The 23,314-nt window shown below is 68.8% G+C and carries 21 protein-coding genes; 11 read left to right on the top strand and 10 right to left on the bottom strand.

The window, feature by feature from the left end:
• The first annotated feature begins 47 nt into the window (after nt 1–47).
• The 4 genes from ACTJI2_RS00665 (at nt 48) to ACTJI2_RS00650 (ending at nt 4,408) form a co-directional block, all read left to right on the top strand.
• Complete coding sequence (locus tag ACTJI2_RS00665) at nt 48–1,295, top strand: sensor domain-containing phosphodiesterase (RefSeq protein WP_183637753.1); 1,248 nt, start codon at nt 48–50, stop codon at nt 1,293–1,295.
• Between the two features lie 75 nt (nt 1,296–1,370).
• Nucleotides 1,371–2,342, top strand: a complete 972-nt coding sequence (locus tag ACTJI2_RS00660) for an aldo/keto reductase (protein WP_440840750.1) — start codon at nt 1,371–1,373, stop codon at nt 2,340–2,342.
• Nucleotides 2,343–2,736: 394 nt separating this feature from the next.
• The gene (locus ACTJI2_RS00655) at nt 2,737–3,879 is read left to right on the top strand and encodes a glycosyltransferase family 4 protein (protein ID WP_440840749.1); all 1,143 of its coding nucleotides are present in this window, start codon (nt 2,737–2,739) and stop codon (nt 3,877–3,879) included.
• On the top strand, nt 3,857–4,408 hold the full coding sequence (locus ACTJI2_RS00650) for a phosphatase PAP2 family protein (protein WP_183637761.1): 552 nt from the start codon (nt 3,857–3,859) through the stop codon (nt 4,406–4,408). Before ACTJI2_RS00655 ends, ACTJI2_RS00650 begins: the two co-directional genes overlap by 23 nt.
• Nucleotides 4,409–4,487: 79 nt before the next feature.
• Here the strand turns inward: ACTJI2_RS00650 and ACTJI2_RS00645 are convergent, their stop codons facing one another.
• The 9 genes from ACTJI2_RS00645 to ACTJI2_RS00605 all read right to left on the bottom strand — a co-directional run bounded on the left by ACTJI2_RS00645 (nt 4,488) and on the right by ACTJI2_RS00605 (nt 12,942).
• Nucleotides 4,488–6,059, bottom strand: a complete 1,572-nt coding sequence (locus ACTJI2_RS00645) for a M28 family metallopeptidase (protein ID WP_221188957.1) — start codon at nt 6,057–6,059, stop codon at nt 4,488–4,490.
• Nucleotides 6,060–6,197: 138 nt separating this feature from the next.
• Entirely contained in the window at nt 6,198–7,082 is an 885-nt protein-coding gene (locus ACTJI2_RS00640) for a carbon-nitrogen hydrolase family protein (protein WP_440840748.1), read from the bottom strand.
• Nucleotides 7,079–7,684 (bottom strand): GNAT family N-acetyltransferase, encoded by a 606-nt coding sequence (locus ACTJI2_RS00635; RefSeq protein WP_192198801.1) that lies wholly within the window; start codon nt 7,682–7,684, stop codon nt 7,079–7,081. Before ACTJI2_RS00635 ends, ACTJI2_RS00640 begins: the two co-directional genes overlap by 4 nt.
• A 39-nt stretch (nt 7,685–7,723) precedes the next feature.
• Nucleotides 7,724–8,041 carry a hypothetical protein gene (locus ACTJI2_RS00630; RefSeq protein WP_318287422.1) on the bottom strand — a complete coding sequence of 106 codons (318 nt, stop codon included), beginning with the start codon at nt 8,039–8,041 and terminating at the stop codon, nt 7,724–7,726.
• Nucleotides 8,041–8,493 carry a hypothetical protein gene (locus tag ACTJI2_RS00625; protein WP_183637774.1) on the bottom strand — a complete coding sequence of 151 codons (453 nt, stop codon included), beginning with the start codon at nt 8,491–8,493 and terminating at the stop codon, nt 8,041–8,043. Before ACTJI2_RS00625 ends, ACTJI2_RS00630 begins: the two co-directional genes overlap by 1 nt.
• 9 nt (nt 8,494–8,502) lie before the next feature.
• Complete coding sequence (gene creD / locus ACTJI2_RS00620) at nt 8,503–9,882, bottom strand: cell envelope integrity protein CreD (RefSeq protein WP_440840747.1); 1,380 nt, start codon at nt 9,880–9,882, stop codon at nt 8,503–8,505.
• 188 nt (nt 9,883–10,070) lie between these two features.
• A complete protein-coding gene (gene creC / locus ACTJI2_RS00615; RefSeq protein ID WP_440840746.1) occupies nt 10,071–11,492 on the bottom strand; it encodes a two-component system sensor histidine kinase CreC in 1,422 nt (473 codons plus the stop codon).
• 2 nt (nt 11,493–11,494) lie between these two features.
• Complete coding sequence (creB, locus tag ACTJI2_RS00610; RefSeq protein WP_440840745.1) at nt 11,495–12,181, bottom strand: two-component system response regulator CreB; 687 nt, start codon at nt 12,179–12,181, stop codon at nt 11,495–11,497.
• Between the two features lie 47 nt (nt 12,182–12,228).
• Nucleotides 12,229–12,942 carry an FMN-dependent NADH-azoreductase gene (locus tag ACTJI2_RS00605; RefSeq protein ID WP_440840744.1) on the bottom strand — a complete coding sequence of 238 codons (714 nt, stop codon included), beginning with the start codon at nt 12,940–12,942 and terminating at the stop codon, nt 12,229–12,231.
• 97 nt (nt 12,943–13,039) lie between these two features.
• Here ACTJI2_RS00605 and ACTJI2_RS00600 point away from each other — a divergent pair, with 97 nt between their 5' ends.
• The 7 genes from ACTJI2_RS00600 (at nt 13,040) to mfd (ending at nt 21,597) form a co-directional block, all read left to right on the top strand.
• Nucleotides 13,040–13,981 carry a LysR substrate-binding domain-containing protein gene (locus ACTJI2_RS00600; RefSeq protein ID WP_440840743.1) on the top strand — a complete coding sequence of 314 codons (942 nt, stop codon included), beginning with the start codon at nt 13,040–13,042 and terminating at the stop codon, nt 13,979–13,981.
• A 19-nt stretch (nt 13,982–14,000) separates the two neighbouring features.
• Nucleotides 14,001–14,885 (top strand): 23S rRNA (adenine(2030)-N(6))-methyltransferase RlmJ, encoded by an 885-nt coding sequence (locus ACTJI2_RS00595; protein ID WP_203323566.1) that lies wholly within the window; start codon nt 14,001–14,003, stop codon nt 14,883–14,885.
• 68 nt (nt 14,886–14,953) lie between these two features.
• Nucleotides 14,954–15,907, top strand: a complete 954-nt coding sequence (locus tag ACTJI2_RS00590; RefSeq protein ID WP_440840742.1) for a DUF808 domain-containing protein — start codon at nt 14,954–14,956, stop codon at nt 15,905–15,907.
• A 53-nt stretch (nt 15,908–15,960) separates the two neighbouring features.
• Entirely contained in the window at nt 15,961–16,512 is a 552-nt protein-coding gene (locus ACTJI2_RS00585; RefSeq protein ID WP_183637798.1) for a GNAT family N-acetyltransferase, read from the top strand.
• A 138-nt stretch (nt 16,513–16,650) separates the two neighbouring features.
• Nucleotides 16,651–17,700 (top strand): class I SAM-dependent methyltransferase, encoded by a 1,050-nt coding sequence (locus ACTJI2_RS00580; protein ID WP_440840741.1) that lies wholly within the window; start codon nt 16,651–16,653, stop codon nt 17,698–17,700.
• Between the two features lie 16 nt (nt 17,701–17,716).
• Nucleotides 17,717–17,989, top strand: coding sequence for a DUF4242 domain-containing protein (locus tag ACTJI2_RS00575; RefSeq protein WP_440840739.1), 273 nt, complete (start codon nt 17,717–17,719; stop codon nt 17,987–17,989).
• Between the two features lie 122 nt (nt 17,990–18,111).
• On the top strand, nt 18,112–21,597 hold the full coding sequence (mfd, locus tag ACTJI2_RS00570; protein WP_440840738.1) for a transcription-repair coupling factor: 3,486 nt from the start codon (nt 18,112–18,114) through the stop codon (nt 21,595–21,597).
• Nucleotides 21,598–21,708: 111 nt separating this feature from the next.
• Here mfd and ACTJI2_RS00565 read toward each other — a convergent pair whose 3' ends face one another.
• Entirely contained in the window at nt 21,709–23,268 is a 1,560-nt protein-coding gene (locus ACTJI2_RS00565; RefSeq protein WP_440840737.1) for a phospholipase D family protein, read from the bottom strand.
• Nucleotides 23,269–23,314: the final 46 nt, after the last annotated feature.

Below are 23,314 nucleotides of genomic sequence, written 5' to 3'. Positions count from 1 at the left end.
GCCCGTGTCCATCGATCGTTTCCCGCCCTTGCCTTCAGGAGGAAGTCATGCGGAACGACGCTCCCTGGAATGCCATCCTGGCCCAAGGCGGGCCCGGTGCGCTGGCCATCGGCCACAACGTCGATCGCGTGCTCGACGCGGTGCGTACCCATCTGGGCATGGACGTGGCCTTCATTTCCGAGTTCGGTGGCCACTACCGGACCTTCCGCCACGTGGCGGGCTCGATTGAACCGATGCCGATCCGTCCCGGCGACAGCAGCCCGCTCGATGAAGGCTACTGCCTGCGCGTGGTCGAGGGCCGCATCCCGCAGTTGATACCGGATACCGCCGCGGTGCCGGCGCTGGCCGCGATTCCGGAGACCGCGCTGGTTCCCATCGGCGCGCACATCAGCGTCCCCATCCGCCTGCGCGACGGCCGCGTCTACGGCACCTTCTGCTGTTTCAGCCTGCGCCCGCACCTGTCGCTTGGCGAACGCGACCTGCACATGATGCGCGCCTTCGCGGATCTGCTTGCCTACCAGATCGACGGCGATCTGGACGCCGTGCGCCTGCACCAGGAAAAGGTCGAGCGGATCACCTCGGTGCTCGAGATGGGCCAGCCCAGCATCGTCTACCAGCCGATCTACCATCTGGCCGGGGAGCGCATCATCGGCATCGAATGCCTGTCCCGGTTCGACATCAACCCGCCACGGCCACCGGACCTGTGGTTCAACGAGGCGCGTGAAATCGGCCTGGGCGTGCGGATGGAACTCAACGCGATCCTCACCGCGCTCGACGGCCTGCGCCACGTCCCCGGCGACTTCTACGTATCGGTCAACGTCTCGCCGCAGACGCTCATCAGCGGCGAGATCGCCGGTTACCTGGACGAACTGCCGCCGCACCGGCTGGTGCTGGAAATCACCGAACACGATTACGTGGAAGACTACGCAGTGTTGCGCGAACGGCTGGCGCCGCTGCGCCGGCAGGGTGTGCGCGTCGCGGTCGACGATGCGGGGGCCGGCTACGCGAGCATGCGCCACGTGCTGGCCACCAGCCCGGACATCATCAAGCTGGACATGACCCTGACCCGCAGCATCGACACCGATTCGCCACGCCGCGCACTGGCCGCGGCGCTGATCGCCTTCGCCCGCGAAACCCACAGCGGCATCGTCGCCGAAGGCGTGGAGACGGCGGAAGAACTGGCCGCGTTGCGCGCCCTGGGCGTGCCGGACGCCCAGGGCTATTTCCTGTCGCGGCCGCTGTCATTGCCGGCGCTGCTGGCGTTGCTGGATCCACCGGGCAAGCGGGTCCACTGACGCCGCCGTACCCATATCCCGCCGGAGCGGCGCGCCGCTCTGGCATGATCCGGCGTCCTGACCGGAATCCATCCCATGCGGCGCCAACCGATTCCCCACACCGACCTGCGCGCCTCGCGCATCGCCTGCGGCTGCATGCAGCTGAGCCGCGCCTGGGACGACACCGATCCCACCGCGGAAGAACGACGGCAGGCCGCGCAGCTCATCGAGACCGCGCTGGAACAGGGCATCAACCTGTTCGACCATGCCGACATCTATGCGCGCGGCAAGTCGGAGCGGTTGTTCGGCGACTGGCTGGCGGCCTCGCCCTCGCGCCGCGACGAACTGATCCTGCAATCCAAGTGCGGCATCCGCTTCGCCCATGATCCGCAACCGGATTCGCCGGGTCGCTACGATTTCAGCCATGCGCACCTGGTCGCATCCGTCGAGGGCAGCCTGCGCCGGCTGCGCACCGACTACCTGGACCTGTTGTTGCTGCACCGGCCGGATCCGTTGGGCGTACCGGAAGAAGTCGCCCGTGCCTTCGACGATCTGCATCGCAGCGGCAAGGTGCGGCATTTCGGCGTCAGCAACCACACCGCCAGCCAGATCGCGTTGCTGCGGGCGCATGTCGATCGGCCGCTGGTCGCCAACCAGGTCGAAATCAGCCTGCTGCACCATCACCTGATCAACGAGGGCGTGATCGCCGCCACCCGCGGCACCGCCTACACCGCCTCGGCCGGCACGCTGGACGAATGCAGGCGCCAGGGCATCCTGCTGCAGGCCTGGTCGCCGCTGGCCGGTGGCCGGCTCTCGCACCCGGAAACCGCCGAGCCCGCGCTGCGTCCGACCGCCGAAGCCGTCGCCCTGGTCGCCGCCCGCCACGACGTTTCGCCCGAAGCCATCCTGCTGGCCTGGCTGCTGCGCCACCCCGCCGGCATCCAACCCGTCATCGGCACCACCCGCCCCGATCGCCTGGCCGCGGCCTGCGCCGCCGATGGCATCGAACTGAGCCGCGAGGAGTGGTATGCGCTGTTCACCGCGGCGCGGGGCGGGCCGGTGCCTTGAGGGCGGGGATTCGGGATTCGGGATTCGGGATTCGGGATTGGGGATTCGGGATTCGGGATTCGGGATTGGGGATTGGGGATTGGGGGAGCTTCTGCTTTTGCCTCCCCCTTTGAAACGCTTCTCAACAGCCGAATGGCTGGTCAAAAGGGGGATTGAGGGGGATTTGCTTTTTGCGCCAAGAGCAAATCCCCCGTCACCTGCTTCGCAGGTGCCTGCCCCCTTTTTCAAAGGGGGCTTAGCTGAGCGGTTACTCGATATGTGAACTCCGCCTTGGCTCCTCGAAGGCATCTTTCCCGGAAATCCAATCCCATTTCCTCCTGTCACGCGAACGCCATGTAACTGCAATGCGGGTTTCATGGCCGGTCTCCACCATGCGCAAAACGTGGAGTTGCGCATGCGGTACGCCATCGTCACCGAAACCTATCCGCCCGAGGTCAACGGCGTTGCCCTGACCGTGCAGGGGCTGGAACAGGGTCTGCGCGCGCGCGGGCACCGGGTCTCGCTGGTGCGGCCGCGGCAGGAAGGCGACCCGCGCGAACTCGATGACACCACCCTGGTGCGCGGCGCGGCGCTGCCCCGCTACCCCGGATTGAAATTCGGCCTGCCGGCGGCGCGTCGCCTGGCCCGGCTGTGGAGCGAATCGGCACCGGATGCGATCTACGTGGCCACGGAAGGCCCGCTGGGCTGGTCGGCGCTGCGCGCGGCGCGGCGGCTGGGCATTCCGGTCGCGACCGGCTTCCACACCCGCTTCGACGAATACATGCGCGACTACGGCGCGGCGTTCCTGCAACAGACCGCGATGCGCTGGATGCGGCGCTTCCACAACGGCGCCGACGCCACCCTGGTGCCGACCCGCGAGCTGCAGGAATTCCTGACCGCGCAGGGCTTCGCCCGGGTGGTGCGGCTGGCGCGCGCGGTCGACACCTCGCAGTTCTCACCGGCGCACCGGGATGACGGCCTGCGCGCCGAATGGGGCGCGGGCGCGGACACGCCGGTGGCGATCTACGTGGGCCGCATCGCCGCGGAAAAGAACCTCACCCTGGCCGTGCAGGCGTTCCGCGCGATCCAGCGCGACCGCCCCGACGCGCGTTTCGTCTGGGTCGGCGACGGTCCGGCGCGCGAGCGGTTGGCGGCGGCCAATCCCGATTTCGTGTTCTGCGGGGTGCAACGCGGCGCGGCATTGTCGCGGCATTTCGCCAGCGGCGATCTGTTCCTGTTCCCCAGCCATAGCGAAACCTTCGGCAACGTAACCCTGGAAGCGATGGCCAGCGGCGTGCCGACCGTGGCCTTCGACTACGGCGCCGCGCGCGAGCACCTGCGCAGCGGCGTGCACGGCTTCGCGGTGAGCGACGACGACGCGTTCGTGGCCGCGGCCGCGCAGTTGGGATCCGATGAAGCGCTGCGCCGGCGCCTGGGCGCCGATGCCAGCGAGGCCGTGCGCGTACTGCGCCCGGAACAGGTCGCCACCGATTTCGACAACCTGCTGGCCGGTCTGGCCGCGCAAAGGAGGCCGCATGAGAACGTCGCTACCGCGTAACGCGCTCCGGGGCCGCGACGCAGGCTGGTGCCTGCGCGCCAACCGCTGGGGCGAATGGCAGGGCGTGCGCCGCTTCTTCGCGGTGATCAGCCGCCTGGGCGACGGCGTGTTCTGGTACGTGCTGATGGGCGCACTGATCGTCGCGGACGGGCTGGACGGCCTGGCCGCGTCGGCGCACCTGGCGGCCACCGGCGTGATCGCGCTGACCCTGTACAAGCTGCTCAAGCGCTGGACCCGGCGCCCGCGCCCGTTCGCCTCGGACGTGCGGATCCGCGCCTGGATCGCGCCGCTGGACGAATTCAGCTTCCCGTCCGGGCATACGCTGCATGCGGTCGCCTTCACCGTGGTCGCGCTGGCCCATTATCCAGCGCTGGCGGTGCTGTTGATTCCGTTCGCGGCCTGCGTGGCGGTATCGCGGGTGGTGCTGGGCCTGCACTATCCCAGCGACGTGCTGGCCGCCACCGTGATCGGTTCGGCCCTGGCCGGGTTGTCGCTGTGGCTGGTGCCGGGCGTGTCGCTGTTCGCCTGAGCGAACCGGAAAAACGGCTGGGAAAAAAGAAGGCCGGATTCCTGCGAATCCGGCCTTCTTCACATCACGAGGATGATGCTCAGTTTTCCAGCAGCGGCTTGCGCGGCAGTTTCTGCTCGCGCATCGCGGCGTGGTAGGCGAACGAGGCCAGGATCGCCGCCGCCTGCTTCAGATCTTCCGGGGCGGCGTGATCGTAGGTATCCAGATCGCTGTGGTGGACGTTGCTGAAATAGTCCAGGCCGTCCTGCACGAACTGGAAGCCCGGCAGGCCGACGCGATCGAACGAGACGTGATCGGTGCTGCCAGTGTTGCGCACGGTCACGATGGTGGCGCCGACATCGTTGAACGGCTTCAGCCAGGCTTCGAAGATCGGCATCGCCGCCTGGTTTTCCTGCGCGTAGATGCCGCGGATCTTGCCGGAGCCGTTGTCCAGGTTGAAGTAGGCCGAGAACTTGTCGTAGTCGCGCTTGCGCTGGAGCGGGCCAGTGCGCTCCTGGAAGTAGCGCGGCAGCTTCTTCTGTTCCGGATCGGTGGCTTCCGGGTAATCGGCGAAATGCTTGGCCACGTAGGCCGCCGAACCGATCAGGCCCTGCTCCTCGCCGCTCCACAGCGCCACCCGGATGGTGCGGCGCGGCTTGGCGCCCACCGCCTTGAGGATGCGCATGGCTTCCATCATCACCGCCACGCCGGCGGCGTTGTCGGCCGCGCCGGTGCCGGCGTGCCAGGAGTCCATGTGCGCGCCGATCATCACGATCTCGTCGGCCTTGCCGCTGCCCGGGATCTCGGCAATCGTGTTGTAGCCGGGATCATTGGTCTCGCTGGTGAACTGCGCGTCCACGTTGATGCGCAGGCGCACGTCCTGCTTGCGCTCGATCGCGCGCAGCAGCGGGTTGTAGTGCTCGGCCGCCACCGCCAGTTCCGGAATGCCGGCCGGCTCGCCGGCACGACGCGAACCGCCGCCGCCGACCCGGATGATGCCGTTGTCCCAGCCGCTGATGCTCAGCGCGGCCAGCGCGCCTTCCTCGGTCAGGAAACGGTTGGTCGCCTGCACCAGATCCTGGCGCTGCCGGTACTCGGCCAGTCGCTTGCCACGATCGGCCGGATTGGTGTCCTTGGGCACGCTGAAGGACAGCAGCTCGGTCAGGCCGGCTTCGTCGTAGCGGCGCGAATCCGGCTCGGTGCCGGGCTTGTACTCGCGGGCTTCGCTGAGCAGGACGATCTTGCCTTTCAGCTTGCCCTTGTACTTGTCCAGGTCCGCCTTGGTCTTGAGGGTGACGACCACCGCCTCGCCTTCGACCGGGCCCTGCGTGCCGGGCGTCCAGGCCTTGGGCACCGCGCGCAGCGAGGTCACCCGCGGCGCCAGCAGTTCCACGCTCGCCGAGCGATAGGTCCAGCCGCGGCCGAAGTCGTCGAACGCCTCGTCATGGACATTGGACAGACCCCACTCGGTGAACTTGCCGCGCGACCAGGCATTGGCCTGCGCCATGCCCGGCGAGTTGGTCAGGCGCGGCCCGATTTCCTCGGTCAGGTGGCCGAAGGTCGCCATCACCTGCGACCGGTGGAATGCCTCCTGGCGGATGCGGTTGACCATGTCCAGGTCCACCGGCTCATTCGCCTGCGCCATTCCGGCCAGGCCCAGGCACAACGCCATCACGCTCCGCTTCAACACGCCCCTGCTCTCCCCGGGTTCGTCCCCGAATGTGCACAAAGGATCGAGTCTGCCCCGGCCAAAGGTCATGGTCCCCCTGCCATGAGTCATGGTCGGGCGGAGAGCCAGCGAGAGCCGGGCTCAGCGGAACGGTTCGCGGCGGGCGCGCTGCAGTGCGGGAATGCCCTGTCCGGTCCAGTCGCGATCGTTGGCGACCTGCGCCTGGCCGCGGCTGGCATCCAGCGCGTCGAAATCGAGATCGGCGATGGCCCAGACCTCGTCGCCACGGGTCTGCGCCAGCACGCCGTCGGCGGGGAAACCGCGATCCATCGGCGCGAACAGGGCCGCCTCGCCAGTATTCACGTCCAGCGCCGGACTCCATTCGGCGATGCCGGCGGTAACCGCCTGGGCCACGAAGAAACGGTTCTCCAGCGCGCGCGCCAGGCAACCGACCCGCACGCGGGTGGCGCCTGCCTCTGTGTCGGTGCAACTGGGCACCACCAGCAGGCGTGCGCCGGCGTCGTACTGCGCGCGCACCGGCAGCGGGAACTCGCTGTCGTAGCAGACCGCGACGCCGGCCCGCACGCCCTCGACATCGAACACATTCAGTGCGTCGCCGCCCTCGATCACGCCGGTGGCCTTCTCGAAACCGGTGAGCTGCAGTTTGTCCTGCCAACCGTGGCGGCCATCGGGCGTGAACCAGTAGCTGCGATTGCGGTAGCGCCGTTCGCCCACGGCGAGCAGGAACGAGCCGGCCACCACATGCAGGCGCAGTTCCGTCGCCAGCTTCGGAAACAAGCTCATCCAGTCCGCGTGCAGCGCCTGGGTCGCCGCCAGCGAGGCTTCCAGATCACCGCGGATGTCCGCCGCGAAGGTCGCGGCCAGTTCCAGCGACAGGTATTCGGGCAGCACCGCCACCTTCGCGCCCTGTGCGGCCGCATCACCCAGCAATCGCCCCAGTCGTTCGGCGAAGGCGGCGAAGTCGCGCGGCGCCTGGATCGGATACTTGGCCACGGCCACCTTCATGGCGCGGCCTCCAGCGGACGCAGCCAGAACGTCAGCGCATGCGGGATTTCGCCGCGACCGATTTCGTCCCACGCCAGCTGCATGGTCATCCCCTCCCTGCGCCGGTAGCCGCGCTTGTGCCAGAACGCGTCGTTGCCGCGATGTTCCGCCGGCCGACGCGGATCCATCGGGTCGCGATCCACCGCGCAGAACCCGGTCCAGCGGAATCCGCCCAGCGCGCGCGCATGCGCCTCCCGCCGATCGAAGAAGGCATGGCCGATGCCACGACCGCGATGCTCCGGCAACAGCACCGATTCGCCGAAATAGAACACCTCGTCCGGCGGGATCTCCGATGCCAGGAACGGCTGGCGGAAAGCTTCGCCGTCATCCAGCAGCGGCAGCCCGGTGGACGCGCCGATCACCCGCTCCCCGTCCAGCGCCAGCACGAACACGCTGCGCGGCGACGCCGCGTAGGCCGCCAGGTAGTCGCGCTCGTAGTCGAAATCACCCTCGTACAGATAGGGCCAGTCGCGGAACACGGCCACGCGCAGGCGCGCCACGTCGGCCAGCCACGGTCCGATGTCCGGTCCACGGAATACACGGATGTCGAAGCGGGAATCCATCCGCGAACTTTACCGCAGCCCCGGCATGGCGACGCGCGGTCACGGCGTGGGATCCTCGCCGGTCCCACCCGGTGGCGGCTCGATACCCGCGCGGGCGACCCCGCGCCCCGCCGCCACCGCCACGCCCGCAAGCAGGCCGCCCACGATCAGCATCGCCTGCGCGGCCATCACCATCAGCACGCCAAGGCCTTCGCCCGGGCCCCCGTCGTGACCCGGCTGCGATGACGCATGGCAGTGCTGCAACCACAGCAGCGAGAACAGCAATTGCGGGAGCAGGAACAGTACGCCGTACAAGCGCCATGAAATCACCGCCGCCATGACGTAGAACAGCAGGACCAGGACCGTTCCCACCAACATCACCGGCATCGTTCGCCGCCTCCCGCCGGCAGGCAGCGGCGATCATCCCAGTCATAGACCACGATTCCGGATTCGGGCAACACCCACAGGCGTGCGCGGCCATCCCGCGAGCAGGTCATGAAGCGACGGGCGCGCGGTGGCTCGCCCGCCGCCTGCCACGGTCCCCAGGCAATGGGGACGGCATGCCGCGAAAGGCCTTCCCTGGCCTGCGTCGCGTCCTGCAGCAACACCATCGGCCGGCGGCGCAGCGCGTTGCGCGTCTCCGCCGCCAACCGGAACCCCAGCCAGCCCCGGTGCACGTGCCGCAGCGGCAGCAGCAGCGTGGCGAGCGCGCGTTCGCTGATACCGGCTGGCTTGCCGTCACCGCCGTCGAGGGCGATGACGGCCTCGGTGTGCAGGCAGGCGGGCAACACGCGGCACGCGCGGCGATGCAATGTCTGCGGGTCCAGCATGGGCGTGCCTCAGCGCAACCCGTTGCCCAGGTCGTACCAGTCGACCTTGCGCGTGATCCACATGATCCCCGCCAGGATGCCGAACAGCAGCAGCGTGCCCATCAGCAGCGCGTTGGTCTCCGACAGCAGCAGCATGTACAGCACCCCGTACAGCGCGGTCAGCATCGTCGCGAACCCGGCCGCGCGCAGCCAACTGCGCAGCACGCCGGACAGGTAGAAGAACTGCAGGCCGATGCACGCCACCGCCGACACCAGGTACGCCTTCCAGAATGCGATGTGTTCGGACAGGCTGAGCAGCAGCAGGAAGAAGATCGCCAGCGCCAGGCCCACCAGCAGGTACTGCAGCGGGTGGATCGGCAGGCGCTTGATCAGTTCGAACAGGGCGAACCCGACGAAGGTCAGCACCACGAACAGGATGCCGTACTTGCTGGCGCGATCGGCCTGGGTATAGATGTCCACCGGATCGACCAGGTGGATGTCGGCGCTGTCGATGCGGGTCAGCGAGGGACCTTCCGAGGATGCGTCGATGGCGACCTGGCCGGTCAGCGGCATGCGTCGGGTGAAATCGCCTTCGGCGCTGGCCAGTTGCGCCTGCGCGTTGCTGGCCAGCGAGGAGATTTCCCAGTTGGCGGTGAAGCCGCTGGCCTCGACGGTGCGCTGGGTCGGCAGGAAGCGACCGCCGAACAGCGGATGCGGCCATTCCGAATGGACATCGATGCGGTTGCTGTCGGCGATCGGGCTGATGCCCAGCGATTCGGTGCCGGCCAGGCCGAAGTCCAGTTGCACGTTGCTGGCCGGCAGGAGCACCCCGCCCTCGCCGCCCAGCACCGCGTGGACGCCGCTCATCCGCGCGGACATCGCGCCGGTGCCGCCCTCGAAGGCGAGCGTACGTCCGTCGACCTTGACGACCGGCGTCCCCACCAGTCCGCGCACATCGCTCAAGCCCATCACCAGGATGGGCTTGCCATAGGTGCGGCCGTCCGTCTGCTCCAGCACCAGCGACTCGAAGTGCGCGCTCATGCGCGCCGACCACTGGTAGGTGCGCACGTCATACAGGCCGATGCGCCGCAGCGCCGGCTTCAGCCCGCCGCCCGCCTGCAGCGTCTTGGGCGTCTGCAGCACGTAGCCACGCACGGCTTCCTGGCGAATTTCCGGCTTGCCTTCGGCGTTGACCACCGTGGTGTTGCTGGTCTTCTGCCACGGCACCACCCGCAACGGCCCGATCACCTGCTGCGGACCGGCCATGCTCTCGGCGATGCGCTCGACCGCCTGCGCCTGGTAGCGTTCGCGATCGCTGATCACGCCGCGCACCATCAGCAGGGGAATCATCAACAGCAGCACCAGACCGCCCACGGTCAGGAACCGCAACAACAGCTTCAACGACTTCATGTCTTCGCCCATCCGGGTGTGGAGATGGACAAAGCCTGGCGCCGGCCGGTGGGCGGGCGTGGAAGCGGATTTGAAGTCTGTGTGAAGTGTGTGGCCGGCGCCTTCTCCCTTTTGTGGGAGCGACGTGAGTCGCGAAACCCGGCTTGGTCGAATCGCGACTTACGTCGCTCCCACAAGATAGGGTTCGATCAGGCCGCGGGCAGGGTCAGCACGGCTTCGGCGCCACCGTCGGGATGGTTGCGCAGGACGATGTCGCCGCCATGCAGGCGCGCGACTTCGCGCACGAACGGCAGGCCCAGGCCGGAACTGCGCAGGCCGCTGCCCGGACGGGCCAGCGAATAGAAGCGTTCGAAGATGCGTTCGCGCGCATAGTCGGGAATGCCCGGTCCGTGATCGCGCACGCTCAGCTGGACGCGATCGCCGGCGGTCTCGGCGGCCAGCACCACCTCCGCGCCGGACGGCGAGAACGCGATGGCGTTGTCGAGCAGGTTGCTCAGTGCCTGCCGGAGCAGGAAGGGATCACCACTCAGGCGCAGGCCCGGGGCGCCTCGCACGCGCAGATCCAGGCCGGTGGCGCGCATCTCCGCGGCCTCGCGCACGGCCTCCAGCAATTCGTCCGCCGTCATCGTCTGGCGCTTCTGCAGCCAGCCGTGCTGTTCCACCTCGGCCAGCGCCAGCAGCTTGTCGATGGTCTCGGTCAGGCGCTGCTCCTGGGTCTGGATATTGCGGGCGAAGCGCTGCCGTTCGGTTTCCGGCAGCGGTTCCTGCAACAGCTCGGCCGCGCCCCGGATCGCCGCCAGCGGACTCTTCATCTCATGGGTCAGCGACTGCACGTACTGCTCGACGTAGGCCTTGCCCTCCAGCTTGCGCCGCATCGCCTCCAGCGCGCGGCCCAGATCGCCAATTTCGTCGTGACGCGGCTTGGGCGGCGGGACCGGCTCGCCGGCGGCCACCGCCTGCGCGTAGCGGTTCAGGCGGCGGATGCCGCTCACCAGCCACCAGGTGATCAGCATGCCGATCAGCGCGGACAGACCGATCAGCCAGGCGCCGCGGCGCATGATGCTGCGCTGGCTGGCGGTGATGAAGGGATCGATGGTGTGGTTGGGCTGCGCCACGGTCAGCACGCCGATCAGCCGGTCGCCGTCGCGGATGGGCGCGGCCACGTGCATCACCGTGCGCTCCGGATCATCGGGCGTCTCCGGGCTGGAGCGCGCGCCGTATTCGCCGCGCAGGGTCAGGTAGACGTCGTTCCAGCGCGAGTTGTCGCGGCCGAGGTCGCGGCCCTGCGAGTCGTAGACCACGATGCCGCGCGCGTCGGTGACGGTCACCCGGTATTCGATGTGGCGCTTGGGGAAACTCCAGATGCGTGCGCGCAGATCACGTCCCGCGGCTTCGGACATCTTGGCCGCGAAGTCGCCGTCGGCGATGCGGCCGGCCTTCAGATCGTCGGCGGCCATCACCGCCAGCAGGTTGGCGGTATCCACGAGGGTGGATTCCATCGCCTGGCGCACGCCCGGCTTGACCTCGTTGACGAACACCCGCATCACGAAGAACGCGGCCAGTCCGACAATCAGGAAGAAGGCGAGGAACAGGCGGGCGCCCAGGCGCATGATCAGAGCTCGATGGCGTAGCCGAGACCACGATGGGTGCGGATCGGATCCGGCTCCGCGCCGGCCGCGCGCAGCTTGCCGCGCAGCGTCTTGATGTGGGTATCGACGGTGCGGTCCATGCTCTCGGCGTCGCTGTCCCAGCCGCGATCCATCAATTGCGCGCGGCTGAGGATCGCGCCGGGCCGCTGCAGCAGCGCCGCCAGCAGGGCGTATTCGTAGCGGGTCAGATCCAGCGGGCGATCCTGGTAATGGATCCGGTGCCCGTCGCGATCGATGGCGAAACCGCCCAGGCGGATCCAGCCCGCATCCGGCGTGGCCGGCGCGGCCGGATGCAACCGGCGCAGCCGCGCGCGCACCCGCGCCACCAGTTCGCGCGGCGAGAACGGCTTGGCCACATAGTCGTCCGCGCCAAGTTCGAGCCCCAGCACCCGGTCGATCTCGTCGTTGCGCGCGGTCAGGAAGATCACCGGCACGTCGCTGAAGGCGCGCAATTCACGGCAGACGTCGAAGCCGCTGGCGTCGGGCAGGCCGACGTCCAGCACCACCACGTCCACGCCACCGGCGCGCACCCGCGGCACGACCTCGCGCGCGAGCTGGCAATGCTCGGTTTCCAGTCCCTCGCTGCGCAGCGCATACAACACGGTGTCGGCGATGGCGGCTTCGTCTTCGGCAATCAGGATCAGCGGCATGCGGCACAGCATAGTCGGCCCCCGCGCGGGCCGCCACGCGCCCTGCCTCAGCCTGTCGCCACCCGGACCGGGGATGCGCCGGCGCCATCGGCCATTTCCGCAATCAGGCGTGGCACCAGCGCATCCAGTTCGGCTTCGGCCGCCGCCAGCGAACCGGCCAGGCGCGCGTCGGCGAATTCGTCGTACTCCACCGCGATGCGGTCCACCCGATCGATGCCCAGGTACGCCAGCGGCACGGCGATGCCGTCCTCCACATGGTTCAGATGCGCCAGGCGTCCGCCCGGGTCATAGCCGAAATCGCCGCGCGCGCCCAGCAGGACCAGTCGCCGGCCCTGCCCGGCCAGCATCGGCCAGTACGGCTCCCCGGCCCGACTGCGGTCGAAGCCGAACGTGCGCCCGACCCGCACCACGTTGTCGATCCACGCCTTGAGCTGGGCCGGCATGCCGAAGTTGTACATCGGCGCGGCGATCACGATCAGTTCGCTGGCGATCAGTTCGTCCACGAGGTCATCGCTCTCGCGCAGGGCCTCGCGCATCCGCTCGTCGCGCTGCTCCGGCCGGGTGAACGCCGCGCGTACCCAGTCGCCGGTCACCGGCGCGGGCGGATGCAGGCCCACGTCGCGATGCGCCACCCGGTCGTGCGGACGCCGCGCGTTCCAGCGACGGAGGAATCCGGCACTGAGGCGGCGGGTGTGCGAGCCATGCGCCTGCTGGTCCGAGCGGCCCGCGCGGGCACTGGAGTCGATGCACAGGATGTTCATTTTTATTCATCTTTGGCAGCGCACCGGAACAGGTGCATGATGCGCATTTTCCCGGGGACCAACCCTCAGAAAAAACGATATTTGCGAACCCTCATAGATGAATGAAATTCATCCCATAGCCCGACTACCGTCCCTGAACGCGCTGCGCGTGTTCGAAGCCGCCGCACGGCATTTGAGCTTCCGGCGGGCCGCCGAGGAACTGGTGCTCACCCCCACCGCCGTCAGCCACCAGATCCGTCTGCTGGAAGACCGGCTGGGCCTGCCACTGTTCACCCGCCAGGCCCGGCGGGTGGCGCTCACCGAGGCCGGCCAGCGGCTGTATCCGGTGCTGCGCGACAGCTTCGACAACATCGGCCAGACCCTGGCGGCGCTGCGCGCGCCCTCGCCGCGCCTGGCGGTCACGGTTTCGGCCACCCGTGGCTTCGCCGCGCAATGGCTGCTGCCGCGGCTGCCGGCATTCGCCGATGCGCATCCGGACATCGATCTGCACCTGCACGCCTCCGACGCGCCGGTGGATCTGCTCGCCGGCCAGGTCGATCTGGCCTTGCGCTACGGCCGGACGCCGCCGCCCGGCCTGCACGCGGACCATCTGCTTGCGTGCCGCTTCGCGCCGGTGTGCAGTCCGCGCCTGGACCTGCACGATCCGGCGCGGCTGTCCTCGTTCCCGCGCCTGCGCTTCGAGTGGCGGCAGCGCGATCGCGCCACGCCCGATTGGCCGCTGTGGTTCCGCAAGGCCGGAGTGGCCGCCGGCGACGCGCCGGAACGGATGTTCTCCGACGAGTCGCATGCGATCGTCGCCGCGATCTCGGGCCAGGGCGTGCTGCTGGCGAACCTGGCGCTGGTGGCCGGCGAACTGCGCGACGGCACCCTGGTGCAACCCTTCGGTCCGGTGCTGGAAGGCCATCCGATCCGGGTGCTTTGGCCGCCACGACACGCGGGCAACGACGCGGTGGCGCGCGTGCGCGCCTGGCTGCGGGAACAGGCCGAAGCGTCACCGGGTACCGGTAACCCCGCCGATGCTTTCCCGGCGACGGATTGAATCCCGGCATACTTCACCGATGAACTATCGCCACGCCTTCCACGCCGGCAATCACGCCGACGTCCTCAAGCACGTCCTGCTGCTGGCCCTGCTGGATGCACTCAAGCGCAAGGACACGCCGTTCTTCGTGCTGGACACGCATGCCGGCCGCGGGCGCTACCTGCTGGGCGCCAGCGAGAGCCGCAAGACCGCCGAGGCCGATGGCGGCATCGTCCGCCTGTTCGACAGCGCCCGCCTGCCCGCGCCGGTGGAGGACTACCTGCGCGCGGTGCAGGCCGACAACCCGGTGGGCGCGCTGGTGGCCTATCCGGGTTCGCCGTTGCTCGCGGCGCAGGCGATGCGCGCGCAGGACCGGCTGGCCGCCTGCGAACTGCAACCCGAGGAAGCGGCCGAACTGAAGGCGCTGTTCGCCCACGACCCGCGGGTGGCGGTGCATGCGCGAGACGGCTATGCGGCGATGCGCGCCCTGCTGCCGCCACGGCTCGGCGAAACCCGCTTCGCCCGCGGGCTGGTGCTGATCGATCCGCCCTACGAGGCGCAGGACGCGGAGTATCCGCAGATCCTCGATGCCGTGCGCGAAGGCCTGCAACGCTGGCCCGCCGCGACCTACGCGGTGTGGTATCCGATCAAGCAGCGGCGCAGCCTGTTGCCGTTCTTCCGCAAGGTGGCCGCCCTGCCGGCCAAGTCGGCGCTGGTGGCCGAATTGCAGGTCCGCCCGGACGATTCGCCGCTGCGGCTCAACGGCAGCGGCATGCTGGTGATCAATCCGCCCTGGCAGTTCGACGCCGCCATCGCGCCGGTGCTGCCCGCCCTGCAGACCGCGCTGGGCGAAACCGGCGCCGGCAGCCGGCTGGAGTGGATCAAGCGCGAAACCGCCGCCGCGCCCGGCAAACGTCCGGGCTAGGCGCGCCCGCCACGATCCCGTCGGGAGGCTGTGCGAGAATCGCCGCTCCCCTCCTCGCGCATCCCTCCATGGCCGGATCCAGCCTGTTCGCCCTCATCGACGACATCGCCACCCTGCTGGACGACGTCTCGGCGATGACCAAGATCGCCACCAAGAAGACCGCCGGCGTGCTTGGCGACGATCTGGCGCTCAACGCCCAGCAGGTCTCCGGCATCAAGGCCGACCGCGAACTGCCGGTGGTATGGGCGGTGGCCAAGGGATCGATGGTCAACAAGGCAATCCTGGTACCGACCGCGCTGGCGATCAGCGCACTGGAAACCTGGCTGCACGGACGCGGGATCAACATCCCGCTGATCACCCCGCTGCTGATGCTCGGCGGCGCCTTCCTCTGCTACGAGGGCGTCGAGAAGCTGGCGCACAAGTTCCTGCACGGCAAGGGCGAGGACGAACAGGAGCACGCCGAACGCGTGCGCGCGGTGCAGGACGAACAGGTCGACATGGTCGCCTTCGAGCAGCAGCGCATCCGTGGCGCGGTCCGCACCGATTTCATCCTGTCGGCGGAGATCATCGTCATCTCGCTCGGCACCCTGGCCGGGCGCACCTTCATCGAACAGTTGCTCACGCTGGTCGCCATCGCCCTGATCATGACCGTGGGCGTGTACGGACTGGTCGGCGGCATCGTCAAGCTCGACGACGCCGGCCTGGCGCTGAACCGCGACGAGCGCGCGGGCGGCTGGCCGCGCTTCAAGCGCGCCCTGGGCCGCGGCATCCTGCACAGCGCGCCCTACCTGATGAAATTCCTGTCCATCGCCGGCACGGCCGCGATGTTCCTGGTCGGCGGCGGCATCCTGGTGCACGGCATCGGCGCCCTCCACCACTTCATCGAGCCGTACGCGCAGGGCGCGCTCGGCGGATTGCTGTCGATGCTGTTCAACGCCGGCGTCGGCATCGTCGCCGGTGCCCTGATCGTGGCGGTCACGGTGCTGATCGGGCGGCTGCGCGGGAAACGCCACGCTGCCTGAACCGCTGTTCAGGCGCCTCGCCTGCCTGGGGGATTTCGTGCGAGCATGATCACATGACCGCGCCGAAACGACTGCCCCCCTGGCATGAACACTTCCGCCTGCCCAGCGGGCGCGAGTTGCTGATCCGCCCGATCCGACCCGAGGACGCCGGTCCCATCCAGGGCGCCTTCACCCTGCTCGGACCGGACGAAATCCGCCAGCGCTTCCTGTACGCCCTGCGCGAACTGACCCCGGAAATGGCCCAGCGCCTGAGCCAGCCGGATCCGCAGACCGAGTTCGCGCTGGTCGCCGCCGAATCGCTGCCGCCGGGCGAAGCGCTGGTCGGCGCGGTGGCGCGCGCGTCTGTGGTCAACCGCACCCGCGAGGCCGAGTTCGCCATCCTGGTCAGCCATTTCATCGCCGGCCAGGGCCTGGGTCGCCACCTGATGCGCCGGCTGGTGAAGTGGGCGCGTTCGAAGAAGCTGGACCGGCTCTACGGCGACGTCCTGGACAGCAACCTGCCGATGCTGCAACTGGCCCAGTCGCTGGGCTTCAAGCAGGTCCGCGAAGCCGACTCCGCGCCGGGCCTGGTGCGGGTGGTGCTGGACCTCAACGAAGTCGCCTGATCCGGAAGCTGATCCGGAAGCCCCGCGCGGACCACTTTCCGACCGGCGGACGGCCGTCCTCCACCCACATCGCCGTCATCATGACTGTCAGGGGAGGCCTGCGGCAGGCATTGTCGCGCGCGGTCGGAGGGCTCCCCGATGGGCATCGACGAAACCCGGCTCAACACCTTCCTCGGCAAGGCGGTCGAGGACCTCGGCGCGGCGATCAGCGCCACCCTGATCCTGGCAGGCGATCGGCTGGGCCTGTACAAGGCGCTGGCGGAGGGGCCGCTCACGCCCGCGGCGCTGGCCGAGCGCACCGGCACCCACGAACGCTACCTGCGCGAATGGCTGGCCAACCAGGCCGCCGGCGGCTATGTCACCTACGATCCCGGCAGCGGCGAATACCGGCTGGAGCCCGAACAGGCGCTGTGCCTGGCCGACCCGGCCAGTCCGGTGGATCTGGCGGGCGCGTACTACATCATCGAGGCGGTCTTCCACGCGCTGGATCGCACCGTGGACAACTTCCGCACCGGCGCGGGGCTGGAATGGGGCGATCACCACGCCTGCCTGTTCCATGGCACCGAACGGTTCTTCCGCGCCGGCTACAACGCCCACCTGCTCGGCGAATGGCTGCCCGCGCTGGACGGCGTGGTCGCCAAGCTCACCGCCGGCGCGCAGGTCGCCGATGTCGGCTGCGGCCACGGCGCCAGCACCCTGCTGATGGCCCGCGCCTACCCGCGCTCGCGCTTCGTCGGTTACGACTACCATCCCGAATCGATCCGGGTGGCCGGCGAACGCGCGCGCGAGGCCGGGCTGGAGAACGCGCGCTTCGAGGTCGCCGACGCCACCGGCTACGGCGAGCGCGACTTCGATCTGATCGCCTTCTTCGACTGCCTGCACGACATGGCCGATCCGGTCGGCGCGGCGCGCCATGCCCGACAGGCGCTGAAGCCGGACGGGCACTGCCTGCTGGTGGAACCGTTCGCCGGCGACAACGTCGAGGACAACCTCAATCCGGTCGGCCGGGTCTACTACGGTGCTTCCTCGCAGATCTGCGTACCGGTGTCCCTGGCCCGCCACGGCCCCGCGCTGGGCGCGCAGGCCGGCGAGGCGCGCCTGCGCGCGGTGATGGAAGCCGGCGGCTTCGGCCGCTTCCGGCGCGCGGCGCAGACCCCGTTCAACCTGGTGTTCGAAGCACGCCCCTGAACCACGGGAGATTCCCATGCCACGCTATGTGATCGAACGCGATCTGCCCGGCGCCGGCCTGTTGCCGGCGGAGGAACTGCGCGCCATCTCGCGCAAATCCTGCGAAGTGCTGGAGGAACTGGGCCCACAGGTGCAGTGGATGCAAAGCTACGTCACCGCCGACAAGGTGTACTGCATCTACGTGGCACCCAACGAGGACCTGATCCGCGAACACGCGCGGATGGGCGGTTTTCCCGCCAACCGCATCGCCGAAGTCCATGCGGTGATCGATCCGGTCACCGCCGAATGACGGCCATGATGGCGGTGCCGGTGCCGGCGTTTACCCGGGCGGCAGCGGCGGCGCGGTAGACTGGCGGTCCCTTGCGCTGGTGGCGGACGACGCCTCCGGCGCTGCCGCTGTTTTGTGCTCCGATGACCACCGATCCGAATTCCGCCTCCTCCACGCCCGTTCCTCCCCTGCCCCGCGGCGCCCAGTCGCGCGCCTGGTGGCGCGCACCGGCCTCGCCATCCGCGCTGGCCTGGTTCCTGGCCCGCGCGGCGCTCGCCCACGACGGCCCGATCGTGGCCATCGCCCGCGACAACCACCAGGCACACCAGTTGGAAGGCGACCTGCGCACGCTCCTGGGCGAACAGGGACGCCCGGATCTGCCGGTGCTGCCTTTCCCGGACTGGGAAACGCTGTCCTACGATCGCTTCAGCCCGCATCCGGACATCGTTTCCCAGCGCCTGGCCGCGCTGCACCGCCTGCCCGCGCTGAAGCGCGGCATCGTGGTGGTGCCGGTGCAGACGCTGATGCAGCGCCTGCCGCCGCTGCGCCACGTGGTCGGCGGCAGCTTCGACTACCGGGTCGGACAGGTGCTGGACTTCGACGCCGAGAAGCGCCGGCTGGAAACGGCCAGCTACCGGCACGTGCCGCAGGTGCTGGATCCGGGTGACTTCGCCGTGCGCGGCGGCCTGCTCGATGTATATCCGATGGGCGCCGACGCGCCGCTGCGCATCGAGTTGCTGGACGACACCATCGATTCGATCCGCCAGTTCGATCCGGAAAGCCAGCGTTCGCTGGAAAGGACCGATGCGGTGCAGTTGCTGCCCGGCCGCGAGGTACCGCTGGACGACGCCTCGCTGGCGCGTGCGATGAACCTGCTGCGCGACCGCTTCGACGTCGACACCCGCCGCAGCGCGCTCTACCAGGATCTGAAATCCGGGCTGGCGCCGGCCGGCGTGGAGTACTACCTGCCGTTGTTCTTCGAGCAGACCGCCACCCTGTTCGACTACCTGGGCGAACGTGCCCTGCCGCTGCTGGCCGATGGCGCCAGCGCCGCCGCCGACGCGTTCTGGATGCAGACGCAGGGCCGCTACGAGCAGCGCCGCCACGACATCGAGCGCCCGCTGCTGCCGCCGGAAGAGCTGTACCTGCCGCCGGACAACCTGCGCGAACGCCTCAACCAGTCATCGCGCATCGAAGTCTGCGGAACGGATCACCCGCGCCATGCCGAAGCCGCGCCGCTGGGCGACCAGCCTTCGCCGACGCTGCCGCTGGCGCAGAAGGATCAGGCGCCGGGCCAGGCGCTGCGTTCGTTCCTGGATCACTATCCGGGCCGGGTGCTGATCGCCGCCGACTCCGCCGGTCGCCGCGAGGCGCTGCTGGAAGTGTTGCAATCGGCCGAACTGAAACCGGCGGTGCTGCACGACCTGCCCGCCTTCCTCGCCGACGGTGCCCGCTTCGGCATCGCGGTCGCGCCGCTGGAAGACGGCTTCGCCCTGGATGCGCCCGCCGTGGCGGTGCTCACCGAACGCCAGTTGTTCCCGGAACGCGCCACCCAGCCGTATCGCCGCAAGCGTACCGGCCGCGAGCCGGACAGCATCATCCGCGACCTGGGCGAGCTGAGCGAAGGCGCGCCGATCGTCCACGAGGATCACGGCGTCGGCCGTTATCGCGGGCTGGTGGTGCTGGAAGCCGGCGGCCTGCCCGGCGAGTACCTGGAAATCGAATACGCCAAGGGCGATCGCCTGTACGTGCCGGTCGCCCAATTGCACCTGATCAGCCGCTACTCCGGCGCCTCGGTGGAAACCGCGCCGCTGCATTCGCTGGGTGGCGAGGCGTGGACCAAGGCCAAGAAGAAGGCCGCCGAGAAGGTCCGCGACGTGGCCGCCGAACTGCTGGAAATCCAGGCCCGCCGGCAGGCCCGCGCCGGCTTGGCGCTGCCAGTGGACCGGGCGATGTACGAACCGTTCGCCGCCGCCTTCCCGTTCGAGGAAACCCCGGACCAGCACGCCGCCATCGAGGCGGTGCTGCGCGATCTGGGCAGCAGCCAGCCGATGGATCGGGTGGTCTGCGGCGACGTCGGCTTCGGCAAGACCGAGGTGGCGGTGCGCGCGGCCTTCGCCGCCGCCAGCGCCGGCAAGCAGGTGGCGGTGCTGGTGCCGACCACGCTGCTGGCCGAGCAGCACTACCGCAACTTCCGCGATCGCTTCGCCGACTGGCCGCTGCGAGTGGAAGTTCTCTCGCGCTTCAAGACCGCCAAGGAGATCAAGGCCGAGCTGGAGAAGCTGGCCGAGGGCAAGCTGGACGTGATCGTCGGTACCCACCGGCTGCTGCAACCGGACGTGAAGTTCAAGGATCTGGGCCTGGTCATCGTCGACGAGGAACAGCGTTTCGGCGTGCGCCAGAAGGAGGCGCTGAAGGCGCTGCGCGCCAACGTCCACCTGCTGACCCTGACCGCCACGCCCATTCCGCGCACGCTCAACATGGCGATGGCGGGACTGCGCGATCTGTCGATCATCGCCACCCCGCCGGCCAACCGCATGGCGGTGCAGACCTTCATCACGCCGTGGGACGGCACCCTGCTGCGCGAAGCCTTCCAGCGCGAGCTCTCGCGCGGCGGCCAGGTGTACTTCCTGCACAACGACGTGGAAACCATCGGCCGCATGCAGCGCGATCTGCAGGAACTGGTGCCGGAGGCGCGCATCGGCGTCGCCCACGGACAGATGCCCGAACGCGAACTGGAACAGGTGATGCTGGGCTTCCAGAAGCAACGCTTCAATGTGCTGCTGTGCACGACGATCATCGAGTCCGGCATCGACATTCCCAACGCCAACACCATCGTCATCCATCGCGCCGATCGCTTCGGCCTGGCTCAGTTGCACCAGCTGCGTGGCCGCGTCGGCCGTTCGCACCATCGCAGCTATGCCTACCTGGTGGTGCCGGACAAGCGCAGCATGACCGCCGACGCCGAGCGCCGGCTGGACGCGATCGCGGCGATGGACGAACTGGGCGCCGGCTTCCTGCTGGCCACCCACGATCTGGAAATCCGCGGCGCCGGCGAACTGCTGGGCGAGGACCAGAGCGGACAGATGGCCGAGATCGGTTTCAGCCTGTACACCGAACTGCTGGAGCGCGCGGTGCGCTCGATCCGCCAGGGCAAGCTGCCGGATGCGGACCTGGGCCAGGAGGCGCGCGGCGCCGAGGTCGAACTGCATGTGCCGGCGCTGATTCCGGACGACTACCTGCCCGACGTGCATACCCGCCTGACCCTGTACAAACGCATCAGCAGCGCGCGCGACCGCGACGAGTTGCGCGACCTGCAGGTGGAGATGGTCGATCGCTTCGGCCTGCTGCCGGATCCGGTGAAGTACCTGTTCGCCGCCGCCGAATTGAAACTCGACGCCACCGCGCTGGGTATCCGCAAGCTGGATCTGGGCGATGCCGGCGGGCGCATCGTGTTCGAGGCCAAACCGAACATCGATCCGATGTCGGTCATCCAGCTGATCCAGAAACAGCCGCGCATCTACAGCATGGATGGCCCGGACAAACTGCGCATCAAGCTGCCGATGGCGGAGGCCGCCGACCGCTTCAGCGCCGCCAAGGGCCTGTTGACCACGCTCAAGGTGGCCTGACGGCCGGAATGGCGCCTTGTAGGAGCCACGTCAGTCGCGACCGTTTCTGATCGATTGCCCCAAAAATCGGTCGCGACTGACGTCGCTCCTACAGTTGGAATCACGAATTCATTACAACTGCGATTCGATCGGTAGCCATTCCAGCACCTTGACGGTGCCGCGCCGCCACAGGCCGACGCCGGGTTCGTGGTCCCAGGTCCGCGGCGGGGTCACCGAACCGTCGTCCCAGCGCAGCTTGCCGTCGGCGAGCCGCAATTGGTAGCTGTGCGCGGGCGAGGTCTTGTCACGGTAGCGCTGGGCCAGTTCGGCGGCGGTGTCGGCGTCCTCGAAGAACACGCCCATCTCGGTATTGAGGCTGACCGAGCGCGGATCCAGGTTGAATGAACCGACGAAGCCGGAAGCGCCGTCGACCACGAATGCCTTGGTGTGCAGGCTCGCGCCGCTGGACCCGAACAGGCTGCTGTCCTCCTGCGCGCCGCGCGGCATCAGCTCGTACAGCTTCACTCCCTCGCGCAGCAGCGGCACCCGATAAGGCGCATAGCCGCTGTGCACGGCGGTCACGTCGGTGGCCGCCAGCGAATTGGTCAGCACGCCCACCTCCACGCCGCGCCGGCGCAGCCCCGCCAGCCACGTCACGCCGTCACGGCCGGGCACGAAGTACGGTGAGATCAGCCAGACCCGTTCGCGCGCCCCGGAGACCGCCGGCACCAGCCGGTTGATCAGCCAGCCGTCGCCGCCGTTGCCCTCGCCTTTCTCCGGCGGATCGGAATGCACCTGGGTCGACGCGGGCCAGTGCAGCGGCATCTGCCCCTCGACGAAGGCGCGCACGCCGGGGGAATTCTCCACCCGCTTCAGATACGGCGCGGCGCGGCGCGATCGCTGCGCCTTGTCCACGTCGGCGCGCAGTTCCGCCAGCGCGTTTTCGTCCGCGCGCGCCAGCGCATGCAGCGGAATCACCGAGCCGCTGTTCCAGAACGCGTCGAAAATCGCTTCGGTCTGGCGCACCGCCGGTCCCAGCAGGGCCGCGTCCAGGTCCAGGAAATTGGTATCGGTGGCCGCGTCGAAATACTCGTCGCCGATATTGCGCCCCCCCACCACCGCAATCCGCCCATCGGCGATCCACGCCTTGTTGTGCATGCGCCGGTTGAGGCTGACGCCGCGCAGCAGCATTTCCATGCCGCGTCCGAGGAAGCCGGCCCGGTTGCGCGACGGATTGAACATCCGCACTTCGATGTTGGGATGCTGGTCCAGCGCCACCAGCAGCGAATCGCGGCCATGCGCGTTCATGTCATCCAGCAGCAGGCGCACGCGCACGCCGCGGTCGGCGGCGCGCAGCAGTTCGCGATCGAGCAGTTGTCCGGTGAGGTCGTCGTGCCAGATGTAGTACTGCAGATCCAGGCTGCGCCCCGCCGCCTGTGCGGTCAGCGCGCGGATCGCGAAGGCGTCCAGGTTGTCCGACACCAGGCCAAGCCCGCTCCGATCCGGATGCGCTTCGGTCAGCGGTGCGATGGCGCGATCCAGCGCGGTGGCGTTGGCGGCGATCGGCACGGCCTGCGTCGCCGGTCCGTGCACGCGCGCGGCGAACCGGCCGTAGCTGTAGAGCGACACCAGGCTGGCGATGACCAGCGTCAGCAGGATCAGGCCCAGCAGGCGAAGCTTGCGTGCCATCATGGGCTCCTCGGCGACATGCATCGATTCTACCGGGTGTGTCCTGACG

This window comes from Pseudoxanthomonas sp. 22568 (assembly GCF_052044485.1).
Lineage (GTDB): Bacteria > Pseudomonadota > Gammaproteobacteria > Xanthomonadales > Xanthomonadaceae > Pseudoxanthomonas_A > Pseudoxanthomonas_A beigongshangi.
Note: the sequence above shows the minus strand (reverse complement) of the source record. Positions and strands in the feature narration are given on the sequence as shown.